The 25,706-nt window shown below is 70.2% G+C and carries 24 protein-coding genes; 10 read left to right on the top strand and 14 right to left on the bottom strand.

Translation table 11 applies throughout. The annotated features are described in order from the left end of the window. Positions 1–243: 243 nt before the first annotated feature. Positions 244–1,827, top strand: a complete 1,584-nt coding sequence (locus AB0B35_RS04100; RefSeq protein ID WP_361040429.1) for a prolyl oligopeptidase family serine peptidase — start codon at positions 244–246, stop codon at positions 1,825–1,827. Positions 1,828–1,939: 112 nt separating this feature from the next. Here the strand turns inward: AB0B35_RS04100 and AB0B35_RS04095 are convergent, their stop codons facing one another. The 6 genes from AB0B35_RS04095 to AB0B35_RS04070 form a co-directional block, all read right to left on the bottom strand. Then, a complete protein-coding gene (locus AB0B35_RS04095; protein ID WP_361040427.1) occupies positions 1,940–2,449 on the bottom strand; it encodes a hypothetical protein in 510 nt (169 codons plus the stop codon). Positions 2,450–2,789: 340 nt separating this feature from the next. Continuing rightward, positions 2,790–4,520, bottom strand: coding sequence for an ABC transporter substrate-binding protein (locus AB0B35_RS04090; RefSeq protein ID WP_361040424.1), 1,731 nt, complete (start codon positions 4,518–4,520; stop codon positions 2,790–2,792). A gap of 96 nt (positions 4,521–4,616) precedes the next feature. After that, positions 4,617–5,603, bottom strand: coding sequence for an ABC transporter permease (locus AB0B35_RS04085; RefSeq protein WP_360521510.1), 987 nt, complete (start codon positions 5,601–5,603; stop codon positions 4,617–4,619). A gap of 10 nt (positions 5,604–5,613) precedes the next feature. Continuing rightward, positions 5,614–6,615: an ABC transporter permease gene (locus AB0B35_RS04080; RefSeq protein ID WP_361040421.1), complete on the bottom strand. Its 1,002-nt coding sequence runs from the start codon at positions 6,613–6,615 to the stop codon at positions 5,614–5,616. After that, the gene (locus AB0B35_RS04075) at positions 6,612–7,625 is read right to left on the bottom strand and encodes a dipeptide ABC transporter ATP-binding protein (protein WP_361040419.1); all 1,014 of its coding nucleotides are present in this window, start codon (positions 7,623–7,625) and stop codon (positions 6,612–6,614) included. The genes AB0B35_RS04080 and AB0B35_RS04075 overlap by 4 nt, the downstream gene beginning before the upstream one ends. A 67-nt stretch (positions 7,626–7,692) precedes the next feature. Further along, positions 7,693–8,742 (bottom strand): ABC transporter ATP-binding protein, encoded by a 1,050-nt coding sequence (locus tag AB0B35_RS04070; protein WP_361040416.1) that lies wholly within the window; start codon positions 8,740–8,742, stop codon positions 7,693–7,695. 240 nt (positions 8,743–8,982) lie between these two features. Between AB0B35_RS04070 and AB0B35_RS04065 the strand changes: the two genes are divergently transcribed. The 5 genes from AB0B35_RS04065 to AB0B35_RS04045 all read left to right on the top strand — a co-directional run bounded on the left by AB0B35_RS04065 (position 8,983) and on the right by AB0B35_RS04045 (position 15,678). Then, positions 8,983–10,419 carry a TldD/PmbA family protein gene (locus AB0B35_RS04065; RefSeq protein WP_361040413.1) on the top strand — a complete coding sequence of 479 codons (1,437 nt, stop codon included), beginning with the start codon at positions 8,983–8,985 and terminating at the stop codon, positions 10,417–10,419. After that, positions 10,416–11,729, top strand: coding sequence for a metallopeptidase TldD-related protein (locus AB0B35_RS04060; RefSeq protein ID WP_361040411.1), 1,314 nt, complete (start codon positions 10,416–10,418; stop codon positions 11,727–11,729). The genes AB0B35_RS04065 and AB0B35_RS04060 overlap by 4 nt, the downstream gene beginning before the upstream one ends. Before the next feature lie 247 nt (positions 11,730–11,976). After that, positions 11,977–12,783, top strand: coding sequence for a hypothetical protein (locus tag AB0B35_RS04055; protein ID WP_361040409.1), 807 nt, complete (start codon positions 11,977–11,979; stop codon positions 12,781–12,783). Between the two features lie 19 nt (positions 12,784–12,802). Continuing rightward, complete coding sequence (locus AB0B35_RS04050) at positions 12,803–14,686, top strand: fumarate reductase/succinate dehydrogenase flavoprotein subunit (protein WP_361040407.1); 1,884 nt, start codon at positions 12,803–12,805, stop codon at positions 14,684–14,686. Next, complete coding sequence (locus AB0B35_RS04045; RefSeq protein WP_360521535.1) at positions 14,683–15,678, top strand: succinate dehydrogenase/fumarate reductase iron-sulfur subunit; 996 nt, start codon at positions 14,683–14,685, stop codon at positions 15,676–15,678. Before AB0B35_RS04050 ends, AB0B35_RS04045 begins: the two co-directional genes overlap by 4 nt. Positions 15,679–15,746: 68 nt before the next feature. On the opposite strand, the gene AB0B35_RS04040 is transcribed toward AB0B35_RS04045, so the two are convergent. From AB0B35_RS04040 to AB0B35_RS04020, 5 genes are all read right to left on the bottom strand, one after another. Further along, on the bottom strand, positions 15,747–16,682 hold the full coding sequence (locus tag AB0B35_RS04040; RefSeq protein WP_361040404.1) for an iron-siderophore ABC transporter substrate-binding protein: 936 nt from the start codon (positions 16,680–16,682) through the stop codon (positions 15,747–15,749). 161 nt (positions 16,683–16,843) lie between these two features. Next, a complete protein-coding gene (locus AB0B35_RS04035) occupies positions 16,844–17,614 on the bottom strand; it encodes an ABC transporter ATP-binding protein (protein WP_361040401.1) in 771 nt (256 codons plus the stop codon). Continuing rightward, the gene (locus AB0B35_RS04030) at positions 17,611–18,615 is read right to left on the bottom strand and encodes an iron ABC transporter permease (RefSeq protein ID WP_361040398.1); all 1,005 of its coding nucleotides are present in this window, start codon (positions 18,613–18,615) and stop codon (positions 17,611–17,613) included. The genes AB0B35_RS04035 and AB0B35_RS04030 overlap by 4 nt, the downstream gene beginning before the upstream one ends. 58 nt (positions 18,616–18,673) lie before the next feature. Continuing rightward, positions 18,674–19,675, bottom strand: coding sequence for an iron ABC transporter permease (locus AB0B35_RS04025; protein WP_361040395.1), 1,002 nt, complete (start codon positions 19,673–19,675; stop codon positions 18,674–18,676). Between the two features lie 92 nt (positions 19,676–19,767). Continuing rightward, a complete protein-coding gene (locus AB0B35_RS04020; RefSeq protein WP_361040392.1) occupies positions 19,768–20,181 on the bottom strand; it encodes a (deoxy)nucleoside triphosphate pyrophosphohydrolase in 414 nt (137 codons plus the stop codon). A 216-nt stretch (positions 20,182–20,397) separates the two neighbouring features. Here AB0B35_RS04020 and AB0B35_RS04015 point away from each other — a divergent pair, with 216 nt between their 5' ends. From AB0B35_RS04015 to AB0B35_RS04005, 3 genes are read left to right on the top strand one after another with little or no spacing between them, the layout of a single operon-like run. Next, positions 20,398–20,703 carry a 4a-hydroxytetrahydrobiopterin dehydratase gene (locus AB0B35_RS04015; protein ID WP_361040389.1) on the top strand — a complete coding sequence of 102 codons (306 nt, stop codon included), beginning with the start codon at positions 20,398–20,400 and terminating at the stop codon, positions 20,701–20,703. A gap of 39 nt (positions 20,704–20,742) precedes the next feature. Next, complete coding sequence (locus AB0B35_RS04010; protein ID WP_361040387.1) at positions 20,743–21,723, top strand: tetratricopeptide repeat protein; 981 nt, start codon at positions 20,743–20,745, stop codon at positions 21,721–21,723. Beyond that, positions 21,720–22,172 (top strand): GNAT family N-acetyltransferase, encoded by a 453-nt coding sequence (locus tag AB0B35_RS04005; RefSeq protein ID WP_361040385.1) that lies wholly within the window; start codon positions 21,720–21,722, stop codon positions 22,170–22,172. Before AB0B35_RS04010 ends, AB0B35_RS04005 begins: the two co-directional genes overlap by 4 nt. Before the next feature lie 96 nt (positions 22,173–22,268). Here the strand turns inward: AB0B35_RS04005 and AB0B35_RS04000 are convergent, their stop codons facing one another. The 3 genes from AB0B35_RS04000 to AB0B35_RS03990 form a co-directional block, all read right to left on the bottom strand. Then, on the bottom strand, positions 22,269–23,156 hold the full coding sequence (locus AB0B35_RS04000; protein WP_361040383.1) for a DMT family transporter: 888 nt from the start codon (positions 23,154–23,156) through the stop codon (positions 22,269–22,271). Positions 23,157–23,159: 3 nt separating this feature from the next. Further along, entirely contained in the window at positions 23,160–23,963 is an 804-nt protein-coding gene (locus AB0B35_RS03995) for a GntR family transcriptional regulator (RefSeq protein WP_361040381.1), read from the bottom strand. Positions 23,964–24,378: 415 nt separating this feature from the next. Beyond that, entirely contained in the window at positions 24,379–24,879 is a 501-nt protein-coding gene (locus AB0B35_RS03990; protein WP_361040378.1) for a DUF1877 family protein, read from the bottom strand. A gap of 120 nt (positions 24,880–24,999) precedes the next feature. Between AB0B35_RS03990 and AB0B35_RS03985 the strand changes: the two genes are divergently transcribed. Further along, positions 25,000–25,680 (top strand): hypothetical protein, encoded by a 681-nt coding sequence (locus AB0B35_RS03985; RefSeq protein ID WP_361040375.1) that lies wholly within the window; start codon positions 25,000–25,002, stop codon positions 25,678–25,680. The last annotated feature ends 26 nt before the right edge of the window (positions 25,681–25,706 follow it).

Genomic DNA, 25,706 nt, shown 5'->3' with positions numbered 1-25,706 from the left:
GGAATGCGGAGAGTCGCCTGGCAGGCCGCGACAGCGGCGGCGTGCCGGGACGAGCCGCGTTCCGCGGCAAACCGCCACGCGGCTGCCTCCCGCGTCGATAGCATCGCGGCCATGGAGGCGCAGCAGCCTGACGGTCCAGGTCCTGGCCACCGCATAGCCGTCAGTGCTGACGGCCTTCGGGTGGGCCACCTGCATGATCACGTACTGGACGTGTGCGAACCGGCTTCGGGCCGGAGCCATACCGTGGCCGACGCGGTGGACGACTTCGCGTTCGACCGCACCGGGGCCGTGCTCGTCTGGACCTCGGGCGGCCGGCTCCATCGCCGCGACGCCGACGGCACGGCCGTCCTGCCGACCCCGGGTCCGGTGCTCGCGGCCCGGCCCGACCCGACCGGCCGCCGCATCGCGTACCTGCACGACGGCGCGCTGCGGGTGGCCACCGGCGGCGAGGACGAGCTGCTGGCCGGCGAGCCGGACGGGGTCCGCTGGGGCGAGGCCGATCCGCACGCGAGCTGGTTCGGCCGGCATACCGGCTGGTGGTGGTCGCCTGACGGGGAGAGCATCCTGGCCACCCGCCGCAGCGGCGACCAGGTCTCGCTGCACCTGCTGGACCTCGACGGCGGCTGGGTCGACGTGCACTGGGACCGCGAGATCTACCCGTACCTGGGCATGGTGCGCTGGGCCGACGGCGGTCCGCTGATCACGGCGCTGCGCCGGTCGCAGGGGCACGGCCTCGTGCTGGCGGTGGACCGCCGCACCGGGGAGACCCAGGTGCACGCCGAGCTGGCCGACCCGCGCTGGGTCAACCCCATCGCCGGCACGCCGCGCCACCTCGCCGACGGGCGCGTGCTGGTCGGCGGTGAGATCTCCCATGACGGGTACGACGCGCGCTGCCTGTTCGCCGACGGCACCCTGCTCACCCCGCCGAACCTGTACGTCAGGCGCGTCGTCGGACGGCTCGGCCCCGGCTCGGCCGGCGGCGAGCTGGGCGACCTGCTCATCGAGGCCAGCGAGGGCGAACCCGCCGAGCAGCACCTGTTCCGGGTGCGCAGCAGCACCAGCGGCGGCATGGTGGTGCACCGGCTGACGAGCCAGCCCGGCTGGCACAGCGCCGCCTGCGGCGGGGACACCGTGGTGACCGGCCTGCGCAGCCTCGACGACGAGGACGTGCAGCTCACCGTATGGTTCGGCGGCAACCAGGTGGCCGAGCTGACCCCGCGCCGCCCGGTGCCCGCGACCACGAACCGGCCCGCGCTGGACCGGGTCACCGACCGGCGGCTGCCCACCGCCGTGCTGTACCCGCCGGGCCACGTCTTCGGCCGCCGCCTGCCGGTGCTGCTGTGCCTGCCGGACACCCCGACCCAGCAGCAGGTACGCAACGACCACGACGCGTTCACCGCCGCCCGGCACTGGGCCGAGGCCGGGTTCGCCGTGGTCATGGTCGACGGCCGGGGCACCGTCGGGGTGTCGCCGAGCTTCGAGAAGGTGACCCATCGGCGGGTGGCCGACCTGGCCGTCGCCGATCACGCCGAAGCGCTGCGCATCATCGCCGACAAACACTCCGACCTGGATCTGACCCGGGTCACCGCGTACGGGCGCGGCTTCGGCGGGTGGCTGGCGGCACTGCTGGCGGCCCGGCGGCCGGAGACGGTCCGGGCGGCGGTGGCGGTCGAGCCGTGGGACTGGGCGCTGCTGCCCATCCCGCTCGCCGAGCGCTACCTCGGCCCACAGGAGCTGGACAGCGAGATCTACGCCCGGCACGCCCTCGACGACCTGCCACCCACAGTGATCATCCAGGAGACCGAGCCCGCCGAGATCCGCACCTGACCCGCCGACCCTCCCCTTCACCGACCGATGCCCGTCGCATGCACGCGCACCGCGCCGGGCGAGACAGCTCCGCCCACGCAGCCAGATGCGTGGGCGGAGGGCTGTGGGGCAGTCAGCTGCCCAGCTGCGCCTTCACGGCAGCCTGCTCGGCGATCTCCTCGGCGGTGGCGGCTTTCTCGCGCGCCTTCTCGGCGGCCGTGGCGTCGAGGCGGGCCCGCACGGCCGTCTGCTCGGCCAGCCTGGCCGCGTTCGCGGCCTTGCGCTTGGCTCGGTTGGCCAGCCACGCGTCCTGCTCCACACGAGCCCCGTCGAGCCCAGCCTTCACGTCGGCGCGCACCTGGTCGGCGGCGGCCTTGGCAGCAAGCTTGGCGTCGGCGGCGCGCTGCTTCGCCTTGGCGGCCGATCGGGCCGACAGTCTCGCCTGGATCGCGGTCTCGTCGGCGACGCCCTGGGCGGCGGCTGCCTGCTGCGCCGCCCGCTCGGCGGCCTCGGCGTCGCGCGATTCGACGATCAGACGCGGCGGCGGGGCCGCGAGCGCCGGAGTGGCGTGAATGATCGCGGGCCCGCCGAGCGCGGCGGCGAGCGTGGCGAGTACGGCGAATCGACGCGTGCGCAGTGCCATGACCTGACCCCCGTGTGAGCTGGATTACGTGCCCGGCCACCTCGTCGTCGCTCCGGGCACCTCCTACGATCCCGCAGTTCAAAGCGCCACACACCCCCCGAAAGCCAGCTCCCGCACCCCCCGAAGGTAAGCATCTTCGACGCCACCCGACCCCGCCTCCCATGGAGACGCCGTGCCACAGGCCCCGGCAGAGATCGCCGTTTCCGGTCAGATCGCGCGGTTTCACCGCAGATCTTGACCAAAAAACGGCGATCTTGCCCGGCAAGGCCGAACGGAACGCCAGACAGGAAAAGGGCGGCACCCTGGCAGGGGTGCCGCCCCGATGGGGGTCAGGCAGGGGTTACTGCTTGACGAAGGCGCGGGTGAAGGCGGGGTAGCCGAAGATGCTGTCGATGTAGACGCCGCCGACCTTCGAGCCGTGCATCACGAACATGACGTCCGCGTACAGCGGGACGGCCGGGGCCAGCTCCTTCATGATCCGCTCGTCCAGCTTGGCCCACTCGGGCGCCTGGGCGGCCGGGTCGAGAGCCAGGACGCGGTCGAACTCCGCGTTGATCGCGTCGTTGTTGACGTAGGACGTGTTGCTGTTGCCCTCGTCCTTGATGGTGCGGCCGTCGAAGAGCACCGGCAGCAGCGCTGCGCCGCTCGGCCAGTCCGCCGCCCAGGAGTCGAGGTACAGGTCCCAGGGGTTGCTCTTCTTCTTGGTCTCGTCCAGCTTGCTGTCCGCCGGGATGACCTTGATCGTGATCTTGAAACCGGCCTTCTCCAGGTTGTTCTTCACCTGGGTGCCGAGCTCCTGCGCGCCCGAGTCGTCGCCGATGACCAGCACCAGCTCGGGGGTCTTGCCGGCCAGCGTGGACTTCGCCTTCTCGATGTCGGCCGGGTAGGCGTCGTACTTCTTGAAGCCGAGCGTCGACGGCGGCATCAGGGTGGTCAGCGGGGCCACCTTCAGGTCGCCGCCGGCGGCCTTGACCATGCCGGGCCGGTCGATGGCGTAGTTGAGCGCCTGGCGGACCGACAGGTCCGGCACCCGCTGGGTGTTGATGGACAGACGCCACGCGCTCGGGGTGGGCTCGCGCAGGGTGCGACCCATCAGCGCGGAGTCACCGGCGACCTTGGCCACCAGCGAGGAGTCCACGCCGTTCCAGCCGAGGGTGGCCTTGTCCGCGTCACCGTCGGCGATGAGGCGGTTCGTCTGCGCCTCGGCGTTCGGGCCGAACTGGTAGACGAACTTGTCCGGGTACGCGTTGCGCACCGGGTCGGTGTTGGCGTCCCAGTGCTCGTTGCGCTCGAACACCATCTCCACGCCGACCGTGTTCTTGACCAGCTTGTACGGGCCGGACGAGAACGGCTTGTTGTCCAGGTCGACGCCGAGGTCCTTGGCCGGCGGCAGCGGCGCGGTGGCCGGCAGCGAGGCGGCGAAGGGCAGGTCGCAGTGCGGTTTGGCGAACTCGAAGCGCAGCGTCTTGGCGTCAGGGGTGGTCAGGCCCGGGGGCAGCGAAGACTTGTTGGCCTTGAAGTCCCACTTCTTGTCGAAGGCGGCGTCGTCGGCCAGCCACTCCTGGATGTAGGTCGGGCCGCCGGCCAGGTCCGGGTCGAACGAGCGGGCGATGCCGTACGCGACCTCCTTGGAGGTGATCGCGCTGCCGTCCTCGAACTTCACCCCGTCTTTGATCTTGAATTCCCAGACCTTGCAGTCCTTGTTGACGTTGACGCCGGGGGTCTCCGCGAGGTCGCCGACCAGCACGACGTGGCCCTTGCCGTCGTCCTTCCAGGTGGTGAGGAAGCGGGCGTAGAGCGGGGCGGTGTTCAGGCCCACGAACGAGTAGACCCGCTGCGGGTCCATGTGCGAGATCTTGGTCTGCCGGATGACGGTGAACGTGCCGCCCTTGCTGGCGCCCGAGACGGCGGCCGCCGGGCCCATCGAGTCCTTCGGGTCCGTCGCGATCACGCCGCTGGACTGGCGGTCGGTGTCGACGCCGTTCTCGGTGTTCGTGTTCTCGCTGCATGCGCCCAGGGCCACGGACAGCGCGAGCACGCTGCCCAGGGCCAATACCGCTCTCGATCTCATATTCACTCCCGTGCCGGTGGTGTGAAGGAAACTTACGAACTGTGTAGCAGTGATTGACGAATTTCGCCATACCTCTTCGTACGGCGGGCGGGTGCGCTAGCCGAGCCGCACCCGCGGGTCGATGACCGCGTAGAGCAGGTCGACCACGATGTTGGCGACGACGATGAAGACCGCCGAGATGAGCACGGTCGCCATGATCGTCGGAAGGTCGCCGAGACGGACGGCCTCGACGGCGGTGCGGCCCAGGCCCTGGATGCCGAAGGTGGTCTCGGTGATCACGGTGCCGCCGAGCGCGCCGCCGATGTCCAGCCCGGCGATGGTCACGATCGGGGTGATCGCGGCGCGCAGCGCGTGCCGGCCGTACGCCCGCGATTTGCTCAGGCCCTTGGCCCGCGCGGTGCGCACGAAGTCTTCGGCCAGGGTCTCCAGCATCTGCGCCCGCGACAGCCGCGCGTATACCGCGGAGAACAGGAAGGCCAGCGCCACCCAGGCGAGCACCAGCCCGCCCGCCCAGTCCAGCGGGTCCTCCCACAGCGAGGTGTAGTGCGGCACCGGCAGGATCTTCAGGGTGTACACGAAGATGATCATCAGCATGCCGCCCACGAAGTAGAGCTGCATGGACGCGCCGGTCAGCGAGAAGCCGATGGCGAGCCGGTCGAAGACGGTGCCGCGCTTGAGCGCCGACAGCATGCCCAGGCCGATGCCCAGCCCCAGCCACAGCACGGCCGCCGGGAGCACGATGCTCAGCGTCACCGGCAGCACCCGGGCGAAGATGTCTGACACCTCTTCGCTGCTGGTGTACGAGTAGCCCAGGCACGGCGCGTCGCAGTAGCCGCCCTGCGCGCTGCCCAGGTCCCGGCCCACGAAGATGCCCTTCATGTAGCCGGTGTACTGGTCGATCAGCGGGTCCTTCAGGCCCAGCTCGACGCGCACCCGCTCCAGCCGCTCGGGGTTGCAGTTCTTCACGCACATGGTGGCCACCGCGTCGCGCGGCAGCATGAAGAACATGCCGAAGGCGACCAGGCTGACAGCGAACATCGTCAGCGCACCGAGCAGCAGGCGCTTGATCAGGAATCGCAGCATCTCGTGCCTCCTACCGGGACGACTTGGGGTCGAGCGCGTCGCGCAGGCCGTCGCCGAACAGGTTGAACGCCAGCACCAGCAGGAAGATCACCACGCCCGGGAAGATGAGGTACGCCGGATCGGTCTGCGCGTAGCTCAGGCTCTTGTTGATCATCACGCCGAAGTCCGGGGTCGGGTCGACCACGCCGATGCCCAGGAAGGACAGCGCCGCCTCACCCGTGATGTAGCCCGGCACCGCCAGCGAGAACGACACCAGGATCGGCGCCCACAGGTTCGGCAGCAGCTGCCGGAACAGGATGTGGAACAGTCCCGCGCCGCTGGCCCGCGCCGCCTCGACGAACTCCCGCTCGCGCAGCGAGATCACCTGCCCGCGTACCAGGCGCGCCGTGCCGGTCCAGCCGAACAGCGCGAACAGGAAGATCATGACGCCGATCCGGAACGGCACCGGGATCTCGTCGCGAGGCCCGTAGAAGCGCGCGGTCACCGTCGGCATGATGGCCAGCGCGAAGATGAGGAACGGCAGCGCCAGCGCGAAGTCGATGACCCAGCTGATCACCGCGTCGATCCAGCCGCCCAGGTAACCCGAGATGATGCCCAGCACGATGCCCAGCCCGGTGGTCAGCAGCGCCGCCGAGACCGCGATGAACAGCGACGTGCGCAGGCCGTACACGAGCCGGATGAAGATGTCACGGCCCAGCTGCGGCTCCAGGCCGAACCAGTGCTCGCCGGAGACGCCGCCGAAGTAGCCCAGCGGCAGGCTGTTGTTGGCGATCTTGTCCTGGAACTGCTCGAACGGGCTGATCCCGTAGACCAGCTCGACCAGCGGTGCGGCCAGTCCGAGCACGACGAAGAACACCATGATCCAGCCGCTGACCATCGCGGTGCGGTTGGCCCGCAGCCGGGCCCAGGCCAGCCGGCCGGGAGACCGGCCCACCATGCCGGGCTGGGGCGCGACCGGAGCCGCGGCGGCGTCCACGCCCGCGGCCTCCGTCTCGATCTGCGACAGGCTCATGCCGCCACCTCGCTCACGTGCTCGACCCCGACGCCGACCGGCTCGGGGAAATGGCACGCCACTTCCTGCCCACTGCCCTCGCGTACCAGCAGCGGTGGTTCCTCGGTGGCGCACACGTCCTGCGCCTTCCAGCAGCGGGTGCGGAAGCGGCAGCCGGACGGCGGGTTCAGCGGGGTCGGCACGTCGCCCGTCAGGCGGATGCGCTGCCGGGGCTCGCCGAACGCGGCCACGTCCGGCACCGCCGACAGCAACGCCTTGGTGTACGGGTGCCGCGGCCGCTCGTAGATGTCGCCCCGGTCGCCGATCTCGACGACCTTGCCCAGGTACATCACGGCGACCCGGCGGCTGAAGTGGCGCACGATGGCCAGGTCGTGCGCGATGAAGACGAAGGCCAGGTCGAGTTCCCGCTGCAGCTCGCGCAGCAGGTTCACCACCTGGGCCTGGATCGACACGTCCAGGGCCGACACCGGCTCGTCGGCGACGATCAGCTTCGGGCGCAGCGCGAGCGCCCGCGCGATGCCGATGCGCTGGCGCTGGCCGCCGGAGAACTCGTGCGGGAAGCGGTTGTAGTGCTCCGGGTTGAGCCCGACCAGCTCCAACAGCTCCTGCACGCGGGCCTTGACCCCGCCGGGCGGGTTGACGCCGTTGACCTCCAGCGGCATCGCCACGATCTTGCCGACGGTGTGCCGGGGGTTCAGCGACGAGTACGGATCCTGGAAGATGATCTGCAGGTCCTGCCGCAGCGGGCGCATCGCGCGGCGGCCCAGCTTGGTGATGTCGCGACCCTCGAACTCGATGCTGCCCGCAGTCGGCTCCAGCAGGCGCACCAGCATCCGGCCGGTGGTGGTCTTGCCGCAGCCCGACTCCCCGACCAGCCCGAGCGTCTCGCCCGCGTGCACGTCGAAGTCGAGCCCGTCGACCGCGCGCACCGCCGCCTTCGCCCCGGTCGCCCCCTGGCGCACGGCGAAGTGCTTGGTCAGCCCCCGCACTCTCAGCAAGGCCTCACTCACGCCGTCACCTCACTACGCTCGGCTCCGTCGTGACAGACGACGCCCTCGGTTCGCTCACTGCGTTCGCTCACTGGGCCACCCCCACGTGCGCGATCTCGTCGGTATAGGTGCTGATGCGCTGCGGCTCAGGCAGGTGGCAGGCCACGCGGTGCCCGTCGGCCTGCACGGCGAGCAGCTGCGGCACCTGCGCGGCGCACGGCTCTGGCTTCATCGCGTACGCGCACCGCGGGTGGAACGCGCAGCCGGCCGGCACGTTGATGAGGCTCGGCGGGTTGCCCTTGATCGGCTTGAGCTCGACCTCGGGGTCGCCGTGCAGGCTCGGGATGCTGGCCAGCAAGCCCCACGTGTACGGGTGCTGCGGCCCGCGCATCACCTGCGCGACGGTGCCGTGCTCGACGGCCCGGCCGCCGTACATGACCAGCACCTCGTCGGCGACCTGGCTCACCACGCCCAGGTCGTGGGTGATCAGGATGATCGCGCTGTGGAACTCGCGCTGCAGGTCGGCGAGCAGGTCGAGGATCTGCGCCTGCACGGTCACGTCGAGCGCGGTGGTCGGCTCGTCGGCGATGAGCAGCGCCGGATCGTTCATGAGCGACATCGCGATCATGACGCGCTGGCGCATGCCGCCGGAGAACTCATGCGGGTACTGACTGAAGCGCCGGTCCGGCTGCGGGATGCCCACCCGGTCGAGCATGTCCAGCGCACGCTGCCTGGCCTGCGCCTTCGACGCGTCCGGATGGTGCGTGCGGTAGGCCTCCACCAACTGCCGGCCGACCGTGTAGAACGGGTGCAGCGCCGACAGCGGGTCCTGGAAGATCATGGCGACGTCACGGCCGCGCAGCTTGCGCATGTCGCCGTCGGACAGCCCGACGAGCTGCCGCCCGCCCAGCGTGATGCCGCCGGTGATCCGGGTGCGGGCCGGATCGTGCAGGCCCATCACCGCTAGACTCGTGACGCTCTTGCCCGAGCCGGACTCGCCGACGATGCCGAGCGTTCGCCCTCTGTGGAGGCCGAAGCTCACCCCGTCCACCGCACGGACCTCGCCGTCCGCGGTGTTGAAGCGCACCCGCAGGTCGTCGACCTGCAGATACGGGGGGCTTGCAGCGTCGTGCGTCATTGCCGCTCCCGTCCCTGCCGATGAAGAAAACTTTCATACTCGTGCGCCAAAAGGTAACGGACCCCGGCGTGTCGTCACCAGACGCGCTAAGTAACAAGTGGCTAACGCCATCGGATTGATCGCTCGAATTGCCTGGCAAACGGGCGAAAGAGCGCCCATGATTCCCCCGATTGCCAGGCAAGTCCGACGATCACGGCGCAGGGGCGTCGGATCGGTCAGTCGCGGACTAGGGTGGCGATCATGAGCTTTTTCGACGTCGCGGAGGCGGCGGTGGCGGCGGCGCTGGACGCGGGTGCGCGCTACGCCGACGCGCGGGTGATGCACAAGCGCTACGAGTCCATGGAGGCCCGCAACGGCGAGGTCGAGGAACTGAACTCGGACGAGTCCGCCGGCCTCGGCGTACGCGCGCTCGTCGGCTCCAGCTGGGGCTTCTACGCCGTACCGGACCTGTCCGACAGCGCGGCCCGGCTCGCCGGCGCCCGTGCCACGGCCATCGCCAAGGCCAGCGCCCGCGTCGCCGGGCCGGGCGTGGACCTGGTGCCGACCACCGTCGGCAGCGCGACCTGGGCCAGCGAGTGCCTGATCGACCCGCTCGCCGTGCCGCTGTCCGACAAGGGCGACCTGCTCACCCACGCCACCAAGACGATGGTCGAGCACGGCGCGGACCAGGCCACCGGGGTCTACCAGATCTGGGACACCCGCAAGTGGTTCGTCTCCAGCGAAGGCCACCGCATCGACCAGCACGTACGCGAGTGCGGCGCGGGCATCCAGGCCACCGCGATCGGCGAGGGCGAGACCCAGGTGCGCTCCTACCCGGCCGCCCGCGGCCAGTACGGCACCCGCGGCTGGGAGCTCGTCCAGGGCCTGGACCTGCTCGCCCACGCGCCGCGCCTGGCCGACGAGTCGCGCGCGCTGCTGACCGCGCCGCTGTGCCCGAGCGGCGAGACCGCGCTGATCCTCGGCGGCGAGCAGCTGTTCCTGCAGATCCACGAGTCCGTCGGGCACGCCATCGAGCTGGACCGCATCCTCGGCTGGGAGGCCGCCTTCGCCGGCACGTCCTGGCTGGACCTGGCCCAGCTCGGCTCGCTGCGCTACGGCTCGGAGCTGATGAACATCACCATCGACCCGACCCTGCCCGGCGCGCTGGGCAGCTTCGGCTTCGACGACGAGGGCACCCCGGCGGCCAAGCGGTACGCCGTCAAGGACGGGATCTGGGTCGGCGTGCTGGCCGGGCGGGACTCGGCGGCACTGGCCGGACTCGACTACGGCGGCAGCGTGCGGGCCGACGGCTGGGCCCGGCTGCCCATGGTGCGGATGACCAACGTCGGCCTCGAACCCGGCCCGCACACCCTGGAGCAGATCATCGCCGAGACCGACGACGGGGTGTTCATGGAGAACAACCGCTCCTGGTCCATCGACGACAAGCGGCTCAACTTCCAGTTCGGCTGCGAGATCGCGTACGAGGTGAAGAACGGGAAGAAGGGCCGGATGCTGCGCAATCCCACGTACACCGGGATCGGGCCGAAGTTCTGGCAGTCCATGGACATGCTGTCCAGCGAGATCGAGTACTGGGGCACGCCGAACTGCGGCAAGGGCCAGCCGACCCAGGTCGGCCACACCGGCCACCCGTCCGCGCCGGCCCGCTTCCAGAACGTGCGCGTGGGGGTGCGGGCGTGAACGTTTCCAACGCTGCCGAGCAGGTGCTGGAGCTGGCCCAGCGGGCGCTGCCCGGGGCCGAGATCGACGTGACCGCCGACGCGGTGCACCGGGCGCTGACCCGGTTCGCCAACTCGCGCATCCACCAGAACGTCGCCGAGGACACCGTCGCCGTGCGGCTGCGCGCCCACCTCGACGGCCGTACCGTCAGCACGACCACCACGCTGACCGGCCCCGAAGGGCTGACCTCGCTGGTCGCGCGCACGGCCGCCGCGGTGCGCTCGGCTCCCCGCGACCCCGGCTGGCCCGGCCTGGCCGCCCCGGCCCCGCTCGTGCTGCCCGGCACGGTGGACGAGGCGACCCGCGACGCCTCCCCCGACGACCGGGCGGCCAGGGTGCGGGCCTTCGTCGACGCGGCGGGCGGCCTGGAGACGGCCGGCTACTGCCAGACCGGCCACTGGTCCGGCGTCTACCGCAACTCCGCGGGTCAGGCGCTGTCCGCACAGGCCACGACCGCGGAGCTGGACGGCATCGCGCGGGAGAACGGCGCGGACGGGGTGGCCCGCCGCTCCAGCGTGCGGCTGTCCGACCTCGACGGGGCGGCTCAGGGCGCTCGCGCCGCGGCCAAGGCCCGCTCCCAGGCGGACCCGGTCGAACTGCCGCCCGGCCACTACGAAGTGGTCCTCGAACCGGAGGCCGTGGCCGACCTGCTCACCAACTTCTCGCTGTTCGGCTTCAACGCCAAGGCGGTCCAGGAGCGGCGCTCGTTCGCCGAGCTGGGCGCGGCACAGTTCGACGAGGCGATCAGCCTGTACGACGACCCGCGCGAGCCGTTCGACGGTGAGGGCACCCCGCGCACCCGGCTCGCCCTGGTGGAGAAGGGCGTCACGACGGCGCTGGCGCACGACCGGCGCACCGCCGCGGCGGCCGGGACCGCGTCGACCGGCCACGGGGGCAGCCCGGCCTGGGGTCCGATGCCGAACAACCTCGGCTTCGCCCCGGGCAGTAGCGGCGTCGAGGAGATGATCTCGCGGGTGCGGCGCGGCCTGCTGATCACCGATCTCTGGTACACCCGGGTCCTCGACCCGCGCACCCTGGCGCTCACCGGTCTGACCCGCAACGGCGTCTGGCTGATCGAGGGCGGCGAGGTGACCCGCCCGGTGCGCAACATGCGCTTCACCCAGCTCTACCCCCAGGCCCTCGGGCCGGGCGCGGTGCTCGGCGTCGGCGCGGAGGCGGTGCCCCAGCCGTCGCGCGTCTTCCTCGGCGCATGGACCTCCCCGGCCCTGCACCTGGCCTCCTGGAACATCACCGGCAACGCCAGCGGCTGACGTCCCGCCCGCCCCTTGATCGCTCGACTTGCCCGGCACCTGTGCGTATCTTGCGCTCGCATTCGCACACCTGCCTGGCAAGTCGAGCGATCTTGGCCGCATTACCGCTGGTGGCAGCAGTCGACAAGGCTGCGATGCGACACATCACAGTGTCCCGAGTCACATGATCGACATCTTTCGGCGTAACGTGTCCGTGATTGATCCACGCACGTGTTCCCACGACTGCGTATCTCAGGGAGCGACGAAGATGACGACGACGGCAACGAGGCCGGCCGGCGCGAAACCGCGCGCCGCGATCGAGGCCAAGACGTTGCGCACCGACCGCTGGTGGCTCGCACCGGTGCTGACGGTCATTGGCCTCACCGCCTGGGTCGCGTACGCGACCTTCCGGGTGTTCATGCAGAAGCTGTACTGGGTCGACGCGTACCACTACCTGACCCCGTTCTACTCCCCCTGCGTCTCGCTGGGCTGCGACCCGGCCGCCGCCGAGTTCGGACGGTTCATCCCGGACAGCCCGCTGATCCCGTTCGCGGCGCTGTCCCTGCCGTTCCTGCTGCTCTTCCGGCTGACCTGCTACTACTACCGCAAGGCGTACTACCGATCGTTCTGGCTGTCGCCGCCGGCCTGCGCGGTGCCCGACGGGCACACGAAGTACTCCGGCGAGACCCGGTTCCCGCTCATCTTCCAGAACGCGCACCGGTACGCCTTCTACGCCGCCGTGCTGATCTCGCTCATCAACACCTGGGATGCCGTCCTGGCCATGCACTCTCCGACCGGCTTCGGGTTCGGCCTGGGCAACGTGATCCTGTGGATCAACGTGATCATGCTGTGGGCGTACACCGCCTCCTGCCACTCCTGCCGGCACATCATCGGCGGCCGCCTCAAGCACTTCTCCAAGCACCCGGTGCGCTATGCGCTCTGGGGTTGGGTGTCCAAGCTGAACGCCCGGCACATGGGGCTGGCCTGGATCACGCTGGCGACGCTGGCCCTCACCGACTTCTACATCATGGGTCTCGCCGCCGGCTGGTGGAACGACCTGCGGTTCATCGGCTGAGCCGGGATAGGTGGCACAAATGATCAACATTGAGAAGCACTGGTACGACGTCGTCGTGATCGGCGCCGGCGGCGCGGGTCTGCGCGCCGCGATCGAGGCCCGGCTGGCCGGCAAGAAGGTCGCCATCATCTCGAAGTCGCTGTTCGGCAAGGCCCACACGGTCATGGCCGAGGGTGGCGCGGCCGCCGCGATGGGCAACGTCAACCCGAACGACAACTGGATGGTCCACTTCCGCGACACCATGCGCGGCGGCAAGTTCCTGAACAACTACCGGATGGCCGAGCTGCACGCCAAGGAGGCGCCGGAGCGGATCTGGGAGCTGGAGACGTACGGCGCGCTCTTCGACCGGACCAAGGACGGCAAGATCTCGCAGCGCAACTTCGGCGGCCACGAGTACCCGCGCCTGGCCCACGTCGGCGACCGCACCGGCCTGGAACTGATCCGCACCCTGCAGCAGAAGATCGTCTCGCTGCAGCAGGAGGACAAGGCCCAGCACGGCGCGTACGACGCCCGGCTGCGCGTGTTCGCCGAGTGCACCATCACCGAGCTGCTGCTCGACGAGACCGGCGGTCAGAAGCGGATCGCGGGCGCGTTCGGCTACCACCGCGAGTCCGGCGAGTTCGTGCTGTTCGAGGCCCCCGCCGTGGTGCTGGCCACCGGCGGCGTCGGCCGCTCCTACAAGGTCACCTCGAACTCCTGGGAGTACACCGGTGACGGCCACGCGCTGGCGCTGCGCGCCGGGGCGAAGCTGATCAACATGGAGTTCCTGCAGTTCCACCCGACCGGCATGGTGTGGCCGCCATCGGTGCGGGGCATCCTGGTCACCGAGTCGGTCCGCGGCGACGGCGGCATCCTCAAGAACTCCGACGGCAAGCGCTTCATGTTCGAGTACGTCCCGGACGTGTTCCGCAAGCAGTACGCGGAGACGCCCGAGGAGGCCGACCGCTGGTACACCGACCCGGACAACAACCGGCGTCCCCCCGAGCTGCTGCCTCGCGACGAGGTGGCCCGTGCCATCAACTCCGAGGTCAAGGCCGGTCGCGGCACCAAGGCGGGCGGCGTCTACCTCGACATCGCCTCGCGCCGCCCGGCCGCGGAGATCCTCAAGAAGCTGCCGTCGATGTACCACCAGTTCAAGGAACTGGCCGACGTCGACATCACCTCGCAGCCGATGGAGGTCGGCCCGACCTGCCACTACGTGATGGGCGGCGTCGAGGTCGACCCGGACACCGCGTCCGCGGGCGTGCTGGGCCTCTACGCGGCCGGCGAGGTGTCCGGCGGCATGCACGGCTCCAACCGCCTCGGCGGCAACTCCCTGTCCGACCTGCTGGTCTTCGGCAAGCGCGCGGGCGAGTACGCGGCGAGCTACACCGACACCCTGGCCAAGCGGCCCAAGGTGAACGACAAGCAGGTCGCCGCGGCGGTCGAGGAGGCGCTCACCCCGCTGGCCCGCGACGGCGGCGAGAACCCGTACACCCTGCAGAGTGACCTTCAGGACGTGATGGGCGACCTGGTCGGCATCATCCGCCGCAAGGGCGAGCTGCAGGAGTCGCTGACCCGCCTGTCGGAGCTGAAGGAGCGCATCCGCAAGGTCGGCGCGACCGGCGGCCGCCGGTACAACCCGGGCTGGCACCTCGCCCTCGACCTGCGCAACATGCTGGTCGTGTCGGAGTGCACCGCGAAGGCCGCGCTGGAGCGCGAGGAGTCGCGCGGCGGCCACACCCGCGAGGACTTCCCGAAGATGGACTCGAAGTGGCGGCAGGTCAACCTGGTCTGCGCGCTCACCCCCACCGGCGACGTGGACCTCACCCACCAGCCGATCCCCACGATGACCCCCGACCTGCTCGCCCTGTTCGACAAGTCCGAGCTGGCCAAGTACATGACCGACAAGGAGCTGTCATGACCGTGCGGCAATTCAAGGTGTGGCGCGGGGACGCGGCCGGCGGCCAGCTCAACGACTACAAGGTCGAGGTCAACGAGGGTGAGGTCGTGCTCGACGTCATCCACCGGCTGCAGGCCACCCAGGAACCCGACCTGGCCTGCCGCTGGAACTGCAAGGCCGGCAAGTGCGGCTCCTGCTCGATGGAGATCAACGGCATGCCCCGCCTCGGTTGCATGACCCGGATGTCCACCTTCGAGGAGGACGAGACCATCACGGTCACCCCGCTGCGGACCTTCCCGGTCATCCGCGACCTGGTCACCGACGTGTCCTTCAACTACCAGAAGGCACAGGAGATGCCCGCGTTCGCGCCGCCCGCCGACGTGGCCCCCGGCGAGTACCGGATGCAGCAGATCGACGTGGAGCGCTCGCAGGAGTTCCGCAAGTGCATCGAGTGCTTCCTGTGCCAGAACACCTGCCACGTCGTACGCGACCACGACGAGAACAAGCCGGCCTTCTCCGGACCGCGGCTGTTCATCCGCGCCGCCGAGCTGGACATGCATCCCCTCGACGCCCGCCACGACCGCAAGGAGATCGCGCAGCAGTCCCAGGGCCTGGGCTACTGCAACATCACCAAGTGCTGCACCGAGGTCTGCCCCGAACACATCAAGATCACCGACAACGCCATCATCCCCATGAAGGAACGGGTCGTGGATCGCCGCTATGATCCGCTGGTGGTATTCGGACGCAAAATTCTCCGCCGTGACCAGCTGGCCGCCACCGTGCCCGCCGGCCCCACCGTGCACGCCGGCCCCGTGACGGTCACCGACGGCCAGGCCCCGGTCGACTTCGGCCGCGAACTAACGCCGCCCCAGCCGTCAGAGGTCAACCCCTCCGGCCACGTGAACCTGAACGAAATGCTCTCCGACCGGGCGGCTGCCGCCTCCCCCTTCGGCGACGACATCACGTTCCCCATCAACCCGGCCACGCTGAACTACTACCACCCCGAGCGCTGAAGACACGATCGCGGCGATCACCTGTGGCCCACGGGCCACGGTGATCGCCGCGATCGTCGTTCCCGGGGCTACTTCAGGTGGCTCGTGAGGTCGTCGAGGATTTTGTTGGCGGCGGTGACGCCGATGCCGGTCATCCAGGTCTCGTCGGCGACGATCTGGGTCTTGCCGGCCTTCACCGCGCCGAGGGTCGCCCAGAGGGGGCCGGCGGTGATTTTGGCCTGCTCGGTGGCGGACTTTTCGCCGTAGGCGGCGATGAAGATGAAGTCGCCGTCGACTTCGGTGAGGCGCTCGGCGCTGACCTTGTCGAAGCGCTTGTCGTCCTTGGCGGACAGGAGCTGGCGGTCGGGGCGGCCGAGGCCGGTGTCGCCGAGGACGATGCCGGAGAATGATTCGGGGCCGTAGATGCGGATGTGGTCGGGCATGAAGCGGACCAGGGAGATCTTCAGGGTGGCGGCGTTGGGGATGGCTGCGCCGACCTCCTTGGCGCGCTTCTCGTACGCCGCCAGCAGGTCCTTGGCCTGCTGCTCCTTGCCGAGGGCCTTGCCGTCGAGCAGGAAGTTGGCCTTCCAGGTCTTGCCGACGTTCTCGGTGAAGACCGTAGGGGCGATCTTCGAGAGTTCGGCGTAGAACTTCTCCTGGCGGAACTTGGAGCCGAGGATCAGGTCGGGCTTGAGCGCGGCGATGCCTTCGAGGTCGGGCTCGTCGAGCACGCCGACCTCGGTGATGCCGTCGGTCGCGCCAGGGCCGAAGTACGTCGGCCAGCCGGTGAGCTCGCCGGCGCGGGCCGCGCCGACGGGCTTGACGCCCAGCGTGAGCGCGGTGTCGACCTTGTCGGTGTCGAGTACCACGACGCGCTTGGGCGCGGCCGGGACCTTCGTGGTGCCCATCGCGTGGGTGACCTCGACGGTGGCCGCGCCGTCGCCGGCGTCCTCCTTCGCCGTGCCGCAGCCCGCCAGCGCGAGCCCGGCAGCAACCGCCGCCACGAGAACAAGACGCCTCTTCACAGCGCCACTTCCTTCCTGGATCTCTGTGCTCTCCGCCGCTCGTTCCACGGCGAAGTCCTCCCGGCTCACGCCGAGATCCCGACGATCTTGCGCGGACTGTTGGCGAGATGTCCGCTTGGCGCGTGTCGTACCCGCGGTCCACGCAAGATCGTCGGGGTGGGTCAGGGGTTGGGGATCACCAGTGGGGTGGCGGTGACCGGGCAGGGGACGACGGTGCAGTCGAGGGAGAAGACGTCGGTGATCAGGGCAGTCGTGATGACTTCGGCGGGCGGGCCGGAAGCGACGATGCGGCCGGACTTCATGGCGATCACGTGGTCGGCGTAGCGGGCGGCCTGGTTCAGCTCGTGGAGGACCGCTACGACGGTGCGGCCGCCCTGCTGGAGGCGGCGCATCAGGCGGAGCACCTCGACCTGGTGGGCGACGTCGAGGAAGGTGGTCGGCTCGTCGAGCAGCAGCGCCTCGGTCTGCTGGGCCAATGCCATGGCGATCCAGACGCGCTGGCGCTGGCCGCCCGACAGCGCCTCGACGGGGCGGTCGGCGAGTTCGGTGATGTCCGCGTCGGCCAGGGCCGCCGCGACGGCCTCCTGGTCGGCCGGGGACCACTGCTGCCACCAGCGCTGATGCGGCTGGCGGCCGCGGGCGACCAGGTCGGCGACGGTGACGCCCTCGGGCACCAGCGGCGACTGCGGCAGCACGCCGAGGCGCTGCGCGACCCGGCGCGGCGGGAGTTCGTGCAGCATTTCGCCGTCGAGCAGCACACTGCCGCCGCGCGGCTTGAGCAGGCGGCCGAGGGTACGCAGCAGCGTCGACTTGCCGCACGCGTTCGGCCCGATGATGACGGTGAGCTGACCACTGGGGATGTCGACGGACAACCCGTCGAGCACGGTCCGGTCGTCGTAGCCGACGACGAGATCCTGTCCGGCGAGCCTCATCGGCGCCTCCTGATGAGCAGGTAGACCAGGTAGGGGCCGCCGATGCCGGCGGTGAGCACGCCGACGGGCAGCTGGGTCGGGGCGAGCAGCATCCGGGCGGCGAGGTCGGCCGCGACCACCAGCGCCGCACCGGCCAGCGCGGACGCGGCCAGCGGCGGGCGTTCGGCCCGGGACAGCCGCCGGGCGACCTGCGGCGCGACCAGCGCGACGAAGTCCACCGCGCCGACCTGCGCGGTCGCCGCCGCGGCGAGCACCACGCCCAGCGCCCCGACCGCGACCCGGCGGGCGGCCGGACGAGTCCCGAGGGCGCGGGCGGTGTCGTCGTCCAGGGCGCTGGTCCGCAGTGCCCTGGTGGCCCACAGCAGCAGCGGCAGGGCGAGCAGCAGCACCAGGCCGATCGCGCCGGCCTCCTCGTAGCCGCGGCCGTTGAGCGAGCCGATGAGCCAGATCTGGGCGCGCAGCGCGTCGATGGTCTCCGCCGACGACATCACCACCTCGATGCCGGCCCGCAGCGCGAACGCGACCGCGACCCCGGCCAGCACGAACCGGTTGGCCGCGAACCCGGTGCGCGCGCCGAAGGCGAACACCACGACCGCCGCGAGCAGGCCGCCCGCCATGGCGCTGGGGGCGATCAGCTCGTACGCCATGCCGGAGGTCAGCGCGATGGTCGCCGCGAGCCCTGCGCCCTGGGTCACGCCGATGACGTCCGGGCTGGACAGGGGGTTGCGCGCCACGGACTGGATCAACGCGCCGCCCAGCCCGAACGCGGCCCCGCAGGCCGCCCCGAGCACCACGCGCGGCCAGCGCAGCTCGCGTACGACGAGGTCGTAGTCGGTGCCGCCGGTCAACAGGGAGCGCACCACGTCCGCCGGTGGCACGGTCATCGTGCCGAGGCTGACCGCGGCGATCATCGCGGCCACCAGCGCCACGCCGAGCCCCAGCGTGACCAGCAGGGTGCGGCGCGGCAGCACGAAGCTCGCCGGCCCGACGGAGACGATCACGGGGCCACCACCCGGGTCCGACGCGACGACACGAAGCTCACGGCACCGACCGAGGCGATCACGCGGTCACCACCCGAGCCCGGCGAACCAGCCAGAGCAGCACTGGCGCGCCGACCAGCGCGGTGACCACGCCGGCGGGGACCTCGCCGGGCGGCGTGATGATCCGGCCCAGCACGTCCGCGAACAGCACCAGGGCAGCGCCGAGCAGCGCCGACAGCGGCAGCACCCAGCGGTGTGCGGTGCCGACCAGCGCGCGGGCCAGGTGCGGCACGGCGAGGCCGACGAACGCGATCGGACCGGCCAGCGCGACGGCCGCGCCGGTGAGCACGATCGCGGCGACGGCGGCGGCAAGGCGTACCCGCTGGATGCGGTGGCCCAGGCCGCGGGCGACGTCGTCGCCCAGCGCCAGCGCGTCCAGGCCGCGCGCCGCGACCGCGGCGAGCACCAGCCCGGCCAGCAGGAACGGCGCGACCTGCGCGGCCATGGCGGGGGTACGCCCGGCGATCGAGCCGACGACCCAGAAGCGGTACTGCTCGAAGGTGGCCGCGTCGATGCTGAGGATGCCGTAGATGAGCGCGCCGAGCCCGGCGTCGATCGCCGCGCCGGACAGCGCGAGGCTCACCGGCCCGGACCCGTCCCGGGTGCGGGCGGCGACGATGAACACCAGCGCCCCGGCGACCGCGGCCCCGGCCAGCCCGAACCAGATCCAGGAGGCGAGGCTCGCCGCACCGGCGAACGCGATGGCGCAGACGACTCCGGTCGCCGCGCCCGCGGAGATGCCCAGGACCCGGGCCTCGGCGAGCGGGTTGCGGGTCAGCGCCTGCATGATCACGCCGGCCAGCGCCAGCGCCGCGCCCACCTCAAGCCCGACGAGGGTACGCGGCACCCGCAGCTCACGGACGATCAGCGCAGCCTCGGTCGGCGCCGGGTGCAGCAGCGCGTCGAGCGCCTCGGCCAGGGGGACGTGCCGGCTGCCGACGGTCAAGCTCGCCGCGACCGCGGTCAGCAGCACGAGTACGCCGAGCACGACGACACCGCCGCGCCTCACCGCACCGTGCACCACGAGCCTCCCCGGCCGCCCGCTTCATAGGGGTTCAGCCAACGGAAACGGAGCTTAGGTAAGGCAGCCCTTAATTGTCGAGGTAGCGTGAGCTACGCCCCATCTCCCATGAACTTCGGCAGGGCCGCGACGATCGGTGCGTCGGCGGGCAGCCATGGCACGGTGTGCAGCTCGTGCGCGGCGAGCCAGCGCAGCTCGGCGTGCTCGATCAGCTGCGGCACGCCCTTGACCAGCCGCGCCGTGTACACCTTGAGCACCGCGCGGCCGTGGCCGAGCATCACGTCCTGGCCGACTCGCTCGCCGACCTCGACGGTCACGCCCAGTTCCTCCTCGCACTCGCGGACGAGCGCGTCGTGCTCCGTTTCACCGGGCTCCACCTTTCCGCCAGGAAACTCCCACCGTCCGGCCACCTCGGCCGGTTCGGAACGCTCACAGGCCAGCACGCGCCCGTCGGCGATGATGGCAGCACCGACGATGATTCGGATCTCGGAGGAGAAGTTAGGCACGGCGGACAGCGTGCCAGACAAACCGGCTTCGTGGTGGACGCGGTGTCACCAAGCGAGTCCGCGCTGCACACACCGTCCCGTGAAGTGCAGGAAGTCGGTTTTGTTCGCGTGGACACGCGCCGCGATAGAGGGCAGGATAGGTCTCACCGAAGTGTCGGTGCGGACAAGATTCGGCCACAAGCCGATATCGCCGCGTGGGAGGTATCGGAGGTGCGGATGGGTGCGGTCTGGAAACGGGGCCGACGACGCGACTACATCAGCGACGCACTCTCCCAACTCAGCGGCTGGGTCCACGAAGGCGACTGCCTCAAGCGCACCCTTCCCCTCGACGACACCGAACATGCCGTCCTGACCGAGCACATCTCGGTCGCCGCAGACACCTTCGGGGTACGCCCCCACATCCGCCGCCTCGACGGCCGCACCCAGATCCAGCTCTGCGCCGGTGACAACGGTGCGCTCACCTCCGCCGAGATCGGCATGGCAGCCCGCGTCGAGGCCGCCTACCAGTCCCTGAACCAGTAGTCCCCCGCACACCCCCGGAGCGGGCTAGGCTCCCAGCCCATGCCCTCCGGCGCGGATCTCTTCGAACTGATCTTCATGGGACCAGGCCTGGTCTGCATCGCCTTCCTGGTGTTCTGTCTCCTCCTCGGCCTGCTGCGGCGTCACCTTCCACGCCGCCGGCAGGCGTGGCGCATCGCTCGCGCGGAAAAGCTCATCATGAGCGGGCACACCGAGGACGGGCTGGCGCTGCTCCTCCGCCAAGGCACCTGGCTGCGCCGACGCCGCCCACCGACCCCGGATGCGGCGCTCGCCGACCTGCTCGGATACCACTCCGGCCAGGCGCTCGCCACAGGACGCCTCGATGCCGCCCTCACCGCCGCGACCGCGTCCGCCGACCTCATCGCCCGGCTCCGGCCGAACAGCCTGCGACATGCGACGTCCCTCTACGCGCTGGGGCGTCTGCTGGCCAGGCTCGGCCGTGACGAGACCGCACTCGCGCACCTGGAACAGTCCGTGGCCATCGGCGACGCCGCCGACCCCGACGGCGAAGCCCTCGTCAGCCGCGCCCTGTACGCCGTCGGCACCAGCCTGGCGTTGCACCGGGGCGACCGGATTCCGGAGGCGCTCACGATGGCCACGCACGCCGCCCAGCTGGCTTCGAGCGCCCCTCCGAAGCCTACAGATCTGCGGGAGATGGCCCAGGGCTGGGCAAACGTGGCACTCGCCCTGGCCCAGACCGACAGCGGCCTCGACGGCTGCCCCGCCGCTGCCACCGCGCTGGAGGAGTTCCGGCGGCTGGACCGGGCCAAGGCCGTCAAGGGCGGCGAAGGGCTCGCGCTGGCCTGCTACGCCGCGGCGTACGCCGGGCACCGGGCGGGCGACGACCAGGCGCTGAAGGCGGCTCGGGAGGCCGTAAAGCGGTTCTCGGAACTCGACCGGCCGGGAGACGCCCTGGCAGCCCGCCGCCTGGCCGACGCCAGGCGGCTGCTCGTCCAGATCACGTCCTCACCGGCCGACGCCCACTCGGAGGAGATGCGATGAACCTTGTCATCCGACCCGCCAGGCCGGCCGATGAGAGCCGCTGGCGGGAGCTGTGGGACGCGTACACCCGCTTCTACGAGCGTGAGCCCGACGAGGCCGTCACCTGGCACCTGTGGGCGCGCGTCCTGGACGACGGCGTGCCCGTGCACGCCGTCGTCGCGGAGTCCGAGGGGACCGTCATCGGGATCGCGAACTACCTGCTGCACGAGAACACGTCCGCGCTCACCCCGTCCTGCTACCTGCAGGACCTGTACGTCGACCCGGCAGCCCGCGCCCAGGGATGCGGTGCTGCGCTGATCGACTGGCTGTGGGCCGAGACGAGGGCACGCGGCTGGGCAACGCTGTACTGGCAGACCAAGGAGAACAACTACCGGGCACGGGCGCTCTACGACCGGTACACCCCGCACAGCGGCTTCCTGCGCTACGTCCTGCGCAACGAACAGCACTGAGGCGAGCCGAGCATGGGCGAGGCTGCCACCGCGCTTCGGTGAGGACCTCACCCAGTAGCCGTGGTTCTGACGGCGCGGAAGCGGAACTCGTCCGGCTCATCCGTCGTGTGCGCGCTGCTTCCCTCGCTGAGTCAGCAGCACTCCCAGCAGGACCAGGATCGTGCCGCCCACCATGGCGACGGTCAGCGCCTCGCTGAGGAAAACAGACCCGAGGACGATCGCCACCACCGGCAGCAGGTAGGTGACCACCGACGCGGCCGTGGCACCCTCGTCGGCGATGAGTCGATAGTTGAGCACGTACGCCATGCCGGTACCCAGTGCGCCCAGGATCGCGACGCTGACGACGGCGTCGGCTCGCCACGCAATCGCCTGGCTCCCGAAGAACGGCAACGCCAGCGCCAGCAGGACGGTGGCGGCGCCCAGTTGTCCGGCCGACAGCATCAGGGGTGCGATGCCCCGGCCGGCCAGGAATCGGCCCATGTACACGTAGCTCACCCCGTAACAGGCCGAGGCGCCGAGGCAGGCGAGGCCCCCTGGGCTCGCGATCTCACCGGCGGTCTCCCAAGGCGAGAAGATCAGAACCGTGCCGAGGAACCCGAGCGCGATGCCCGCGGCCCGCATGGCCGTCACCGCTCGATCCGTGCCCGCGAGATAGGCCACGACGACGGTCCACAGTGGGGTGGTCGCGTTGAGCACCCCCGCCACGTTCGAGTCGACAGTCTGCTCGCCGATGCCGAACAGCACGTACGGCACCGCGTTCGCGATCAGCGCGGCGACGAACAGATGGCCCCAGATAGCGAGCCCACGGGGCATGGGAAGCCGCCGGAGGAGCACGATCGGCGCGAGCACGGCGAACCCGAGCAGCAACCGCAGGAAGACCAGTTGGACCGGGCTGAAGCCCCGGAGCGCCAACTTGATCCAGAGGAAGCTCGACCCCCACAGCAGGGCCAGCAGCGCAAGCCGACCGACATTTGCCCTGCTCAACGATCAGTCCTCAACCGGCATGCGGTAGTCCAGACCAGTGAGATCCGCCCGCATGACGAACCTCGTGACCTCGAACGCCTTCAGGTTCTGATCGAAGCTGGTGTGCAGCACGACCAGCACTGGCACACCGGGCGGCATCAGCAGCCCTGACGCCTCCTCTGGCGTGGGCATCCGCGAACTGATCTCTTCCCGGCTGCGGGTGACGGCATGCCCGAGTTCCTCGAACCGGGCATAGATGCTGCCGCGGCCGAGGGTCTTCTCCGTGGCGAGCGGCGAGTCTCGCGCCACAGCCACCGGGATGTAGGTGACGCCGACCTGCACCGGTTCCCCGTCCGCGAAGTACCAGTTCTCGCGACGGACGACCGTGTCCCGCGCCGGGTCCAGGTCCAGGCGCTCGGCGACATCGGCCGGCGGGGCGACCTGTGTGACTGACCGGCATTCGGTGGCGGGCACACGGCCCTGCTTCATGACCTCGATCCGGAACGGCGACAGACCGCTCTCGTCGCGAGCCCGCTTGGAGTAGCGATCGGAGCCCAGCCTCATCAACGGCTTGCGGTCGCGAACGAAGACGCCTTTGCCGTGCTGTGCCATGGCGAGGCCCTCGGTTTGCAGGATCGACAGCGCCTCCCGCGCCGTGTTGCGCGCGGTCTGGTAGGTGGCGGCCAGTTCCCGTTCCGAGGGCAGGCGGTCGCCGGCAGCGAACTCGCCGCTCTCGATCTTCTCGCGCAGCGTGTCCGCGATACGCCTGCTTGGCGGTCTTCGGTCCGCGTTCTGCTCTGCCATGTCATCCGCCCAGTCGTCGTTCACTCACGCACGCTACCGCAACTGGCTTGAGCCACCTATTGACGATACGACAGCCCAGCACCAACACTGGCTCAAGCCACTACTGGCTTAAGCCAGTATCGCAGAGCTATCGCCAATCTTGGAGAGCACAGGTGGACGCCGTGAAACTCCCGAAGTGGCTACGGGCGCACCGCCGCCCAGCGCCGAGCACGCCTACGACCGCCCCCGCCGCACCGCCGCCACACGGGCTCGCCTGCCAGTGTTGGGTGTGTGGCTACACGATCCTGCTGCCGACGTACTCGTTGATAAGGCCATACATCCGGCACCCGATCGTCTGACCAGACTCCTGGCCCCATCTCCCATGGACACGGCCAGGCCGGAGGGGCCGGGCACGGCGGATTCCGCGCCATCTCGCGCAGTGCTCGGTCTCTCCATCTGGTCAGGACATCCAGACGAGGACTGCTTCGCGATCAGCGGCGGCCGCGCAGAAGAGCGCTGCCACGTCGGCGTAGGCGTCCTCCAGGTATGACAGCGCCCAGTCCTCCGCCCAGATGTCCGGGTAGACCTCGGCCGCGATCAGCTCGGCCTGCTGGTACTGCGCGGCGACCGACGAGAACGGCGTGACCTCGAAGAACCGGGCGGCCTCGGCCACCTCGGCGGCGGTGAGCAGTCGCGGTGAGTCGTAACCCCACTCGTCGTCGGTCACCGGCTCGCCGCCCGCAATGACGTCGACCGACGGGTGCAGCTTCGCTAATAGGAACCGCAGGCCTTCCCACGCCTTGTCGGTGTCCATGCCGCGTGCCGCCCCGCCGTGGTCCGCGCCGATATCGCGCAGGTCCGCGACGTACGAGTAGGCCGCATTCGGTTCCTCGGCCAGGAGCCGCCGCAGTTCGGTCAACTCGTTCGGACGCAGCCGCAGGTATTCGGTAATCATGCTCATGGCCCGACATCCTGCACGGCGGGCACGACGGAATACGGCCGCTCACCCGGCCTTCGCCTAACCGCTGCAGCGCGCCGCGACGGGGCAATCCGCGGCGTCGGGTTGTGCCAAGCTGACGCGATGATCGACGAGGCCGAAGGCGTGCGGAACAGCAGAAAGTCGCTGATCTGGTTCTGCGTCACCTGGTGCATGGCGCTGATGTTGACCGTCCTGTCGGTCCGTGCCCTCGGGCAAAGCCCTTACACGGTGCTGCAGGAATACGGCAGTGTGATCTCACTGGTCCTGCTGTGCGCCGCTGGGGCGCTAACCGTCGTCGGCACACGTCTGCTGAGATTCAGATCGCGGTGGGTGCGGACCACGGTGGTGGCACTTCCCACGCTGGTCGGTGTGGTCGGACTGTGCGCCTGGGGAGCGAATGTCTACATGGGGTCGATGTTCCGCCCCGGACCTTCGGAGACCCTCGCCGTCTCGCCCGACGGAAGGTTCGAGGTCGTGGGACGGAAGGAAGGCTTTCTCACGACATTCGAGGTGCTGCGGTTGCGCTCGCGGGAAGGTCTGCTGAGTCGCGAGTCCCCTGAGATCGCCTGCTTCGGCAACGGCACCATGGACAGCCCCGAGGTGCTGCTGGAACGTCTCGCCTTCACCGGGCCCACCCAGGTCAGCCTGTGGTCTGACGATGGCGGCATCGGCGTGGTCGACTTCGACCCCGAGACGCTGCAGCCGGCACACCCGTACGACCGTTGCACGGTGGACATGTCCGGTGCTCCGGATATCAGTTCGCAAGGCGTAACCGACGGCTGACCTGGCCAGCGGGGGTGCCCGTCCTG

The sequence above is a fragment of the Catellatospora sp. NPDC049133 genome (assembly GCF_040648455.1).
In the GTDB taxonomy this organism is placed as follows: domain Bacteria; phylum Actinomycetota; class Actinomycetes; order Mycobacteriales; family Micromonosporaceae; genus Catellatospora; species Catellatospora aurea.
This window is presented reverse-complemented; position numbering and strand designations above follow the sequence as displayed.

Bases quoted from the DNA above. Each gene is read 5' to 3' on its own strand.
- AB0B35_RS04065 (WP_361040413.1), top strand. From the start codon at position 8,983: ATGAGCTTTTTCGACGTCGCGGAGGCGGCGGTGGCGGCGGCGCTGGAC.
- AB0B35_RS04085 (WP_360521510.1), bottom strand. From the start codon at position 5,603: ATGCTGCGATTCCTGATCAAGCGCCTGCTGCTCGGTGCGCTGACGATG.
- AB0B35_RS04005 (WP_361040385.1), top strand. From the start codon at position 21,720: ATGAACCTTGTCATCCGACCCGCCAGGCCGGCCGATGAGAGCCGCTGG.
- AB0B35_RS04045 (WP_360521535.1), top strand. From the start codon at position 14,683: ATGACCGTGCGGCAATTCAAGGTGTGGCGCGGGGACGCGGCCGGCGGC.
- AB0B35_RS04050 (WP_361040407.1), top strand. From the start codon at position 12,803: ATGATCAACATTGAGAAGCACTGGTACGACGTCGTCGTGATCGGCGCC.
- AB0B35_RS03985 (WP_361040375.1), top strand. From the start codon at position 25,000: ATGATCGACGAGGCCGAAGGCGTGCGGAACAGCAGAAAGTCGCTGATC.
- AB0B35_RS04035 (WP_361040401.1), bottom strand. From the start codon at position 17,614: ATGAGGCTCGCCGGACAGGATCTCGTCGTCGGCTACGACGACCGGACC.
- AB0B35_RS04070 (WP_361040416.1), bottom strand. From the start codon at position 8,742: ATGACGCACGACGCTGCAAGCCCCCCGTATCTGCAGGTCGACGACCTG.
- AB0B35_RS04090 (WP_361040424.1), bottom strand. From the start codon at position 4,520: ATGAGATCGAGAGCGGTATTGGCCCTGGGCAGCGTGCTCGCGCTGTCC.
- AB0B35_RS04010 (WP_361040387.1), top strand. From the start codon at position 20,743: ATGCCCTCCGGCGCGGATCTCTTCGAACTGATCTTCATGGGACCAGGC.
- AB0B35_RS04015 (WP_361040389.1), top strand. From the start codon at position 20,398: ATGGGTGCGGTCTGGAAACGGGGCCGACGACGCGACTACATCAGCGAC.
- AB0B35_RS04095 (WP_361040427.1), bottom strand. From the start codon at position 2,449: ATGGCACTGCGCACGCGTCGATTCGCCGTACTCGCCACGCTCGCCGCC.
- AB0B35_RS04080 (WP_361040421.1), bottom strand. From the start codon at position 6,615: ATGAGCCTGTCGCAGATCGAGACGGAGGCCGCGGGCGTGGACGCCGCC.
- AB0B35_RS04055 (WP_361040409.1), top strand. From the start codon at position 11,977: ATGACGACGACGGCAACGAGGCCGGCCGGCGCGAAACCGCGCGCCGCG.
- AB0B35_RS03990 (WP_361040378.1), bottom strand. From the start codon at position 24,879: ATGAGCATGATTACCGAATACCTGCGGCTGCGTCCGAACGAGTTGACC.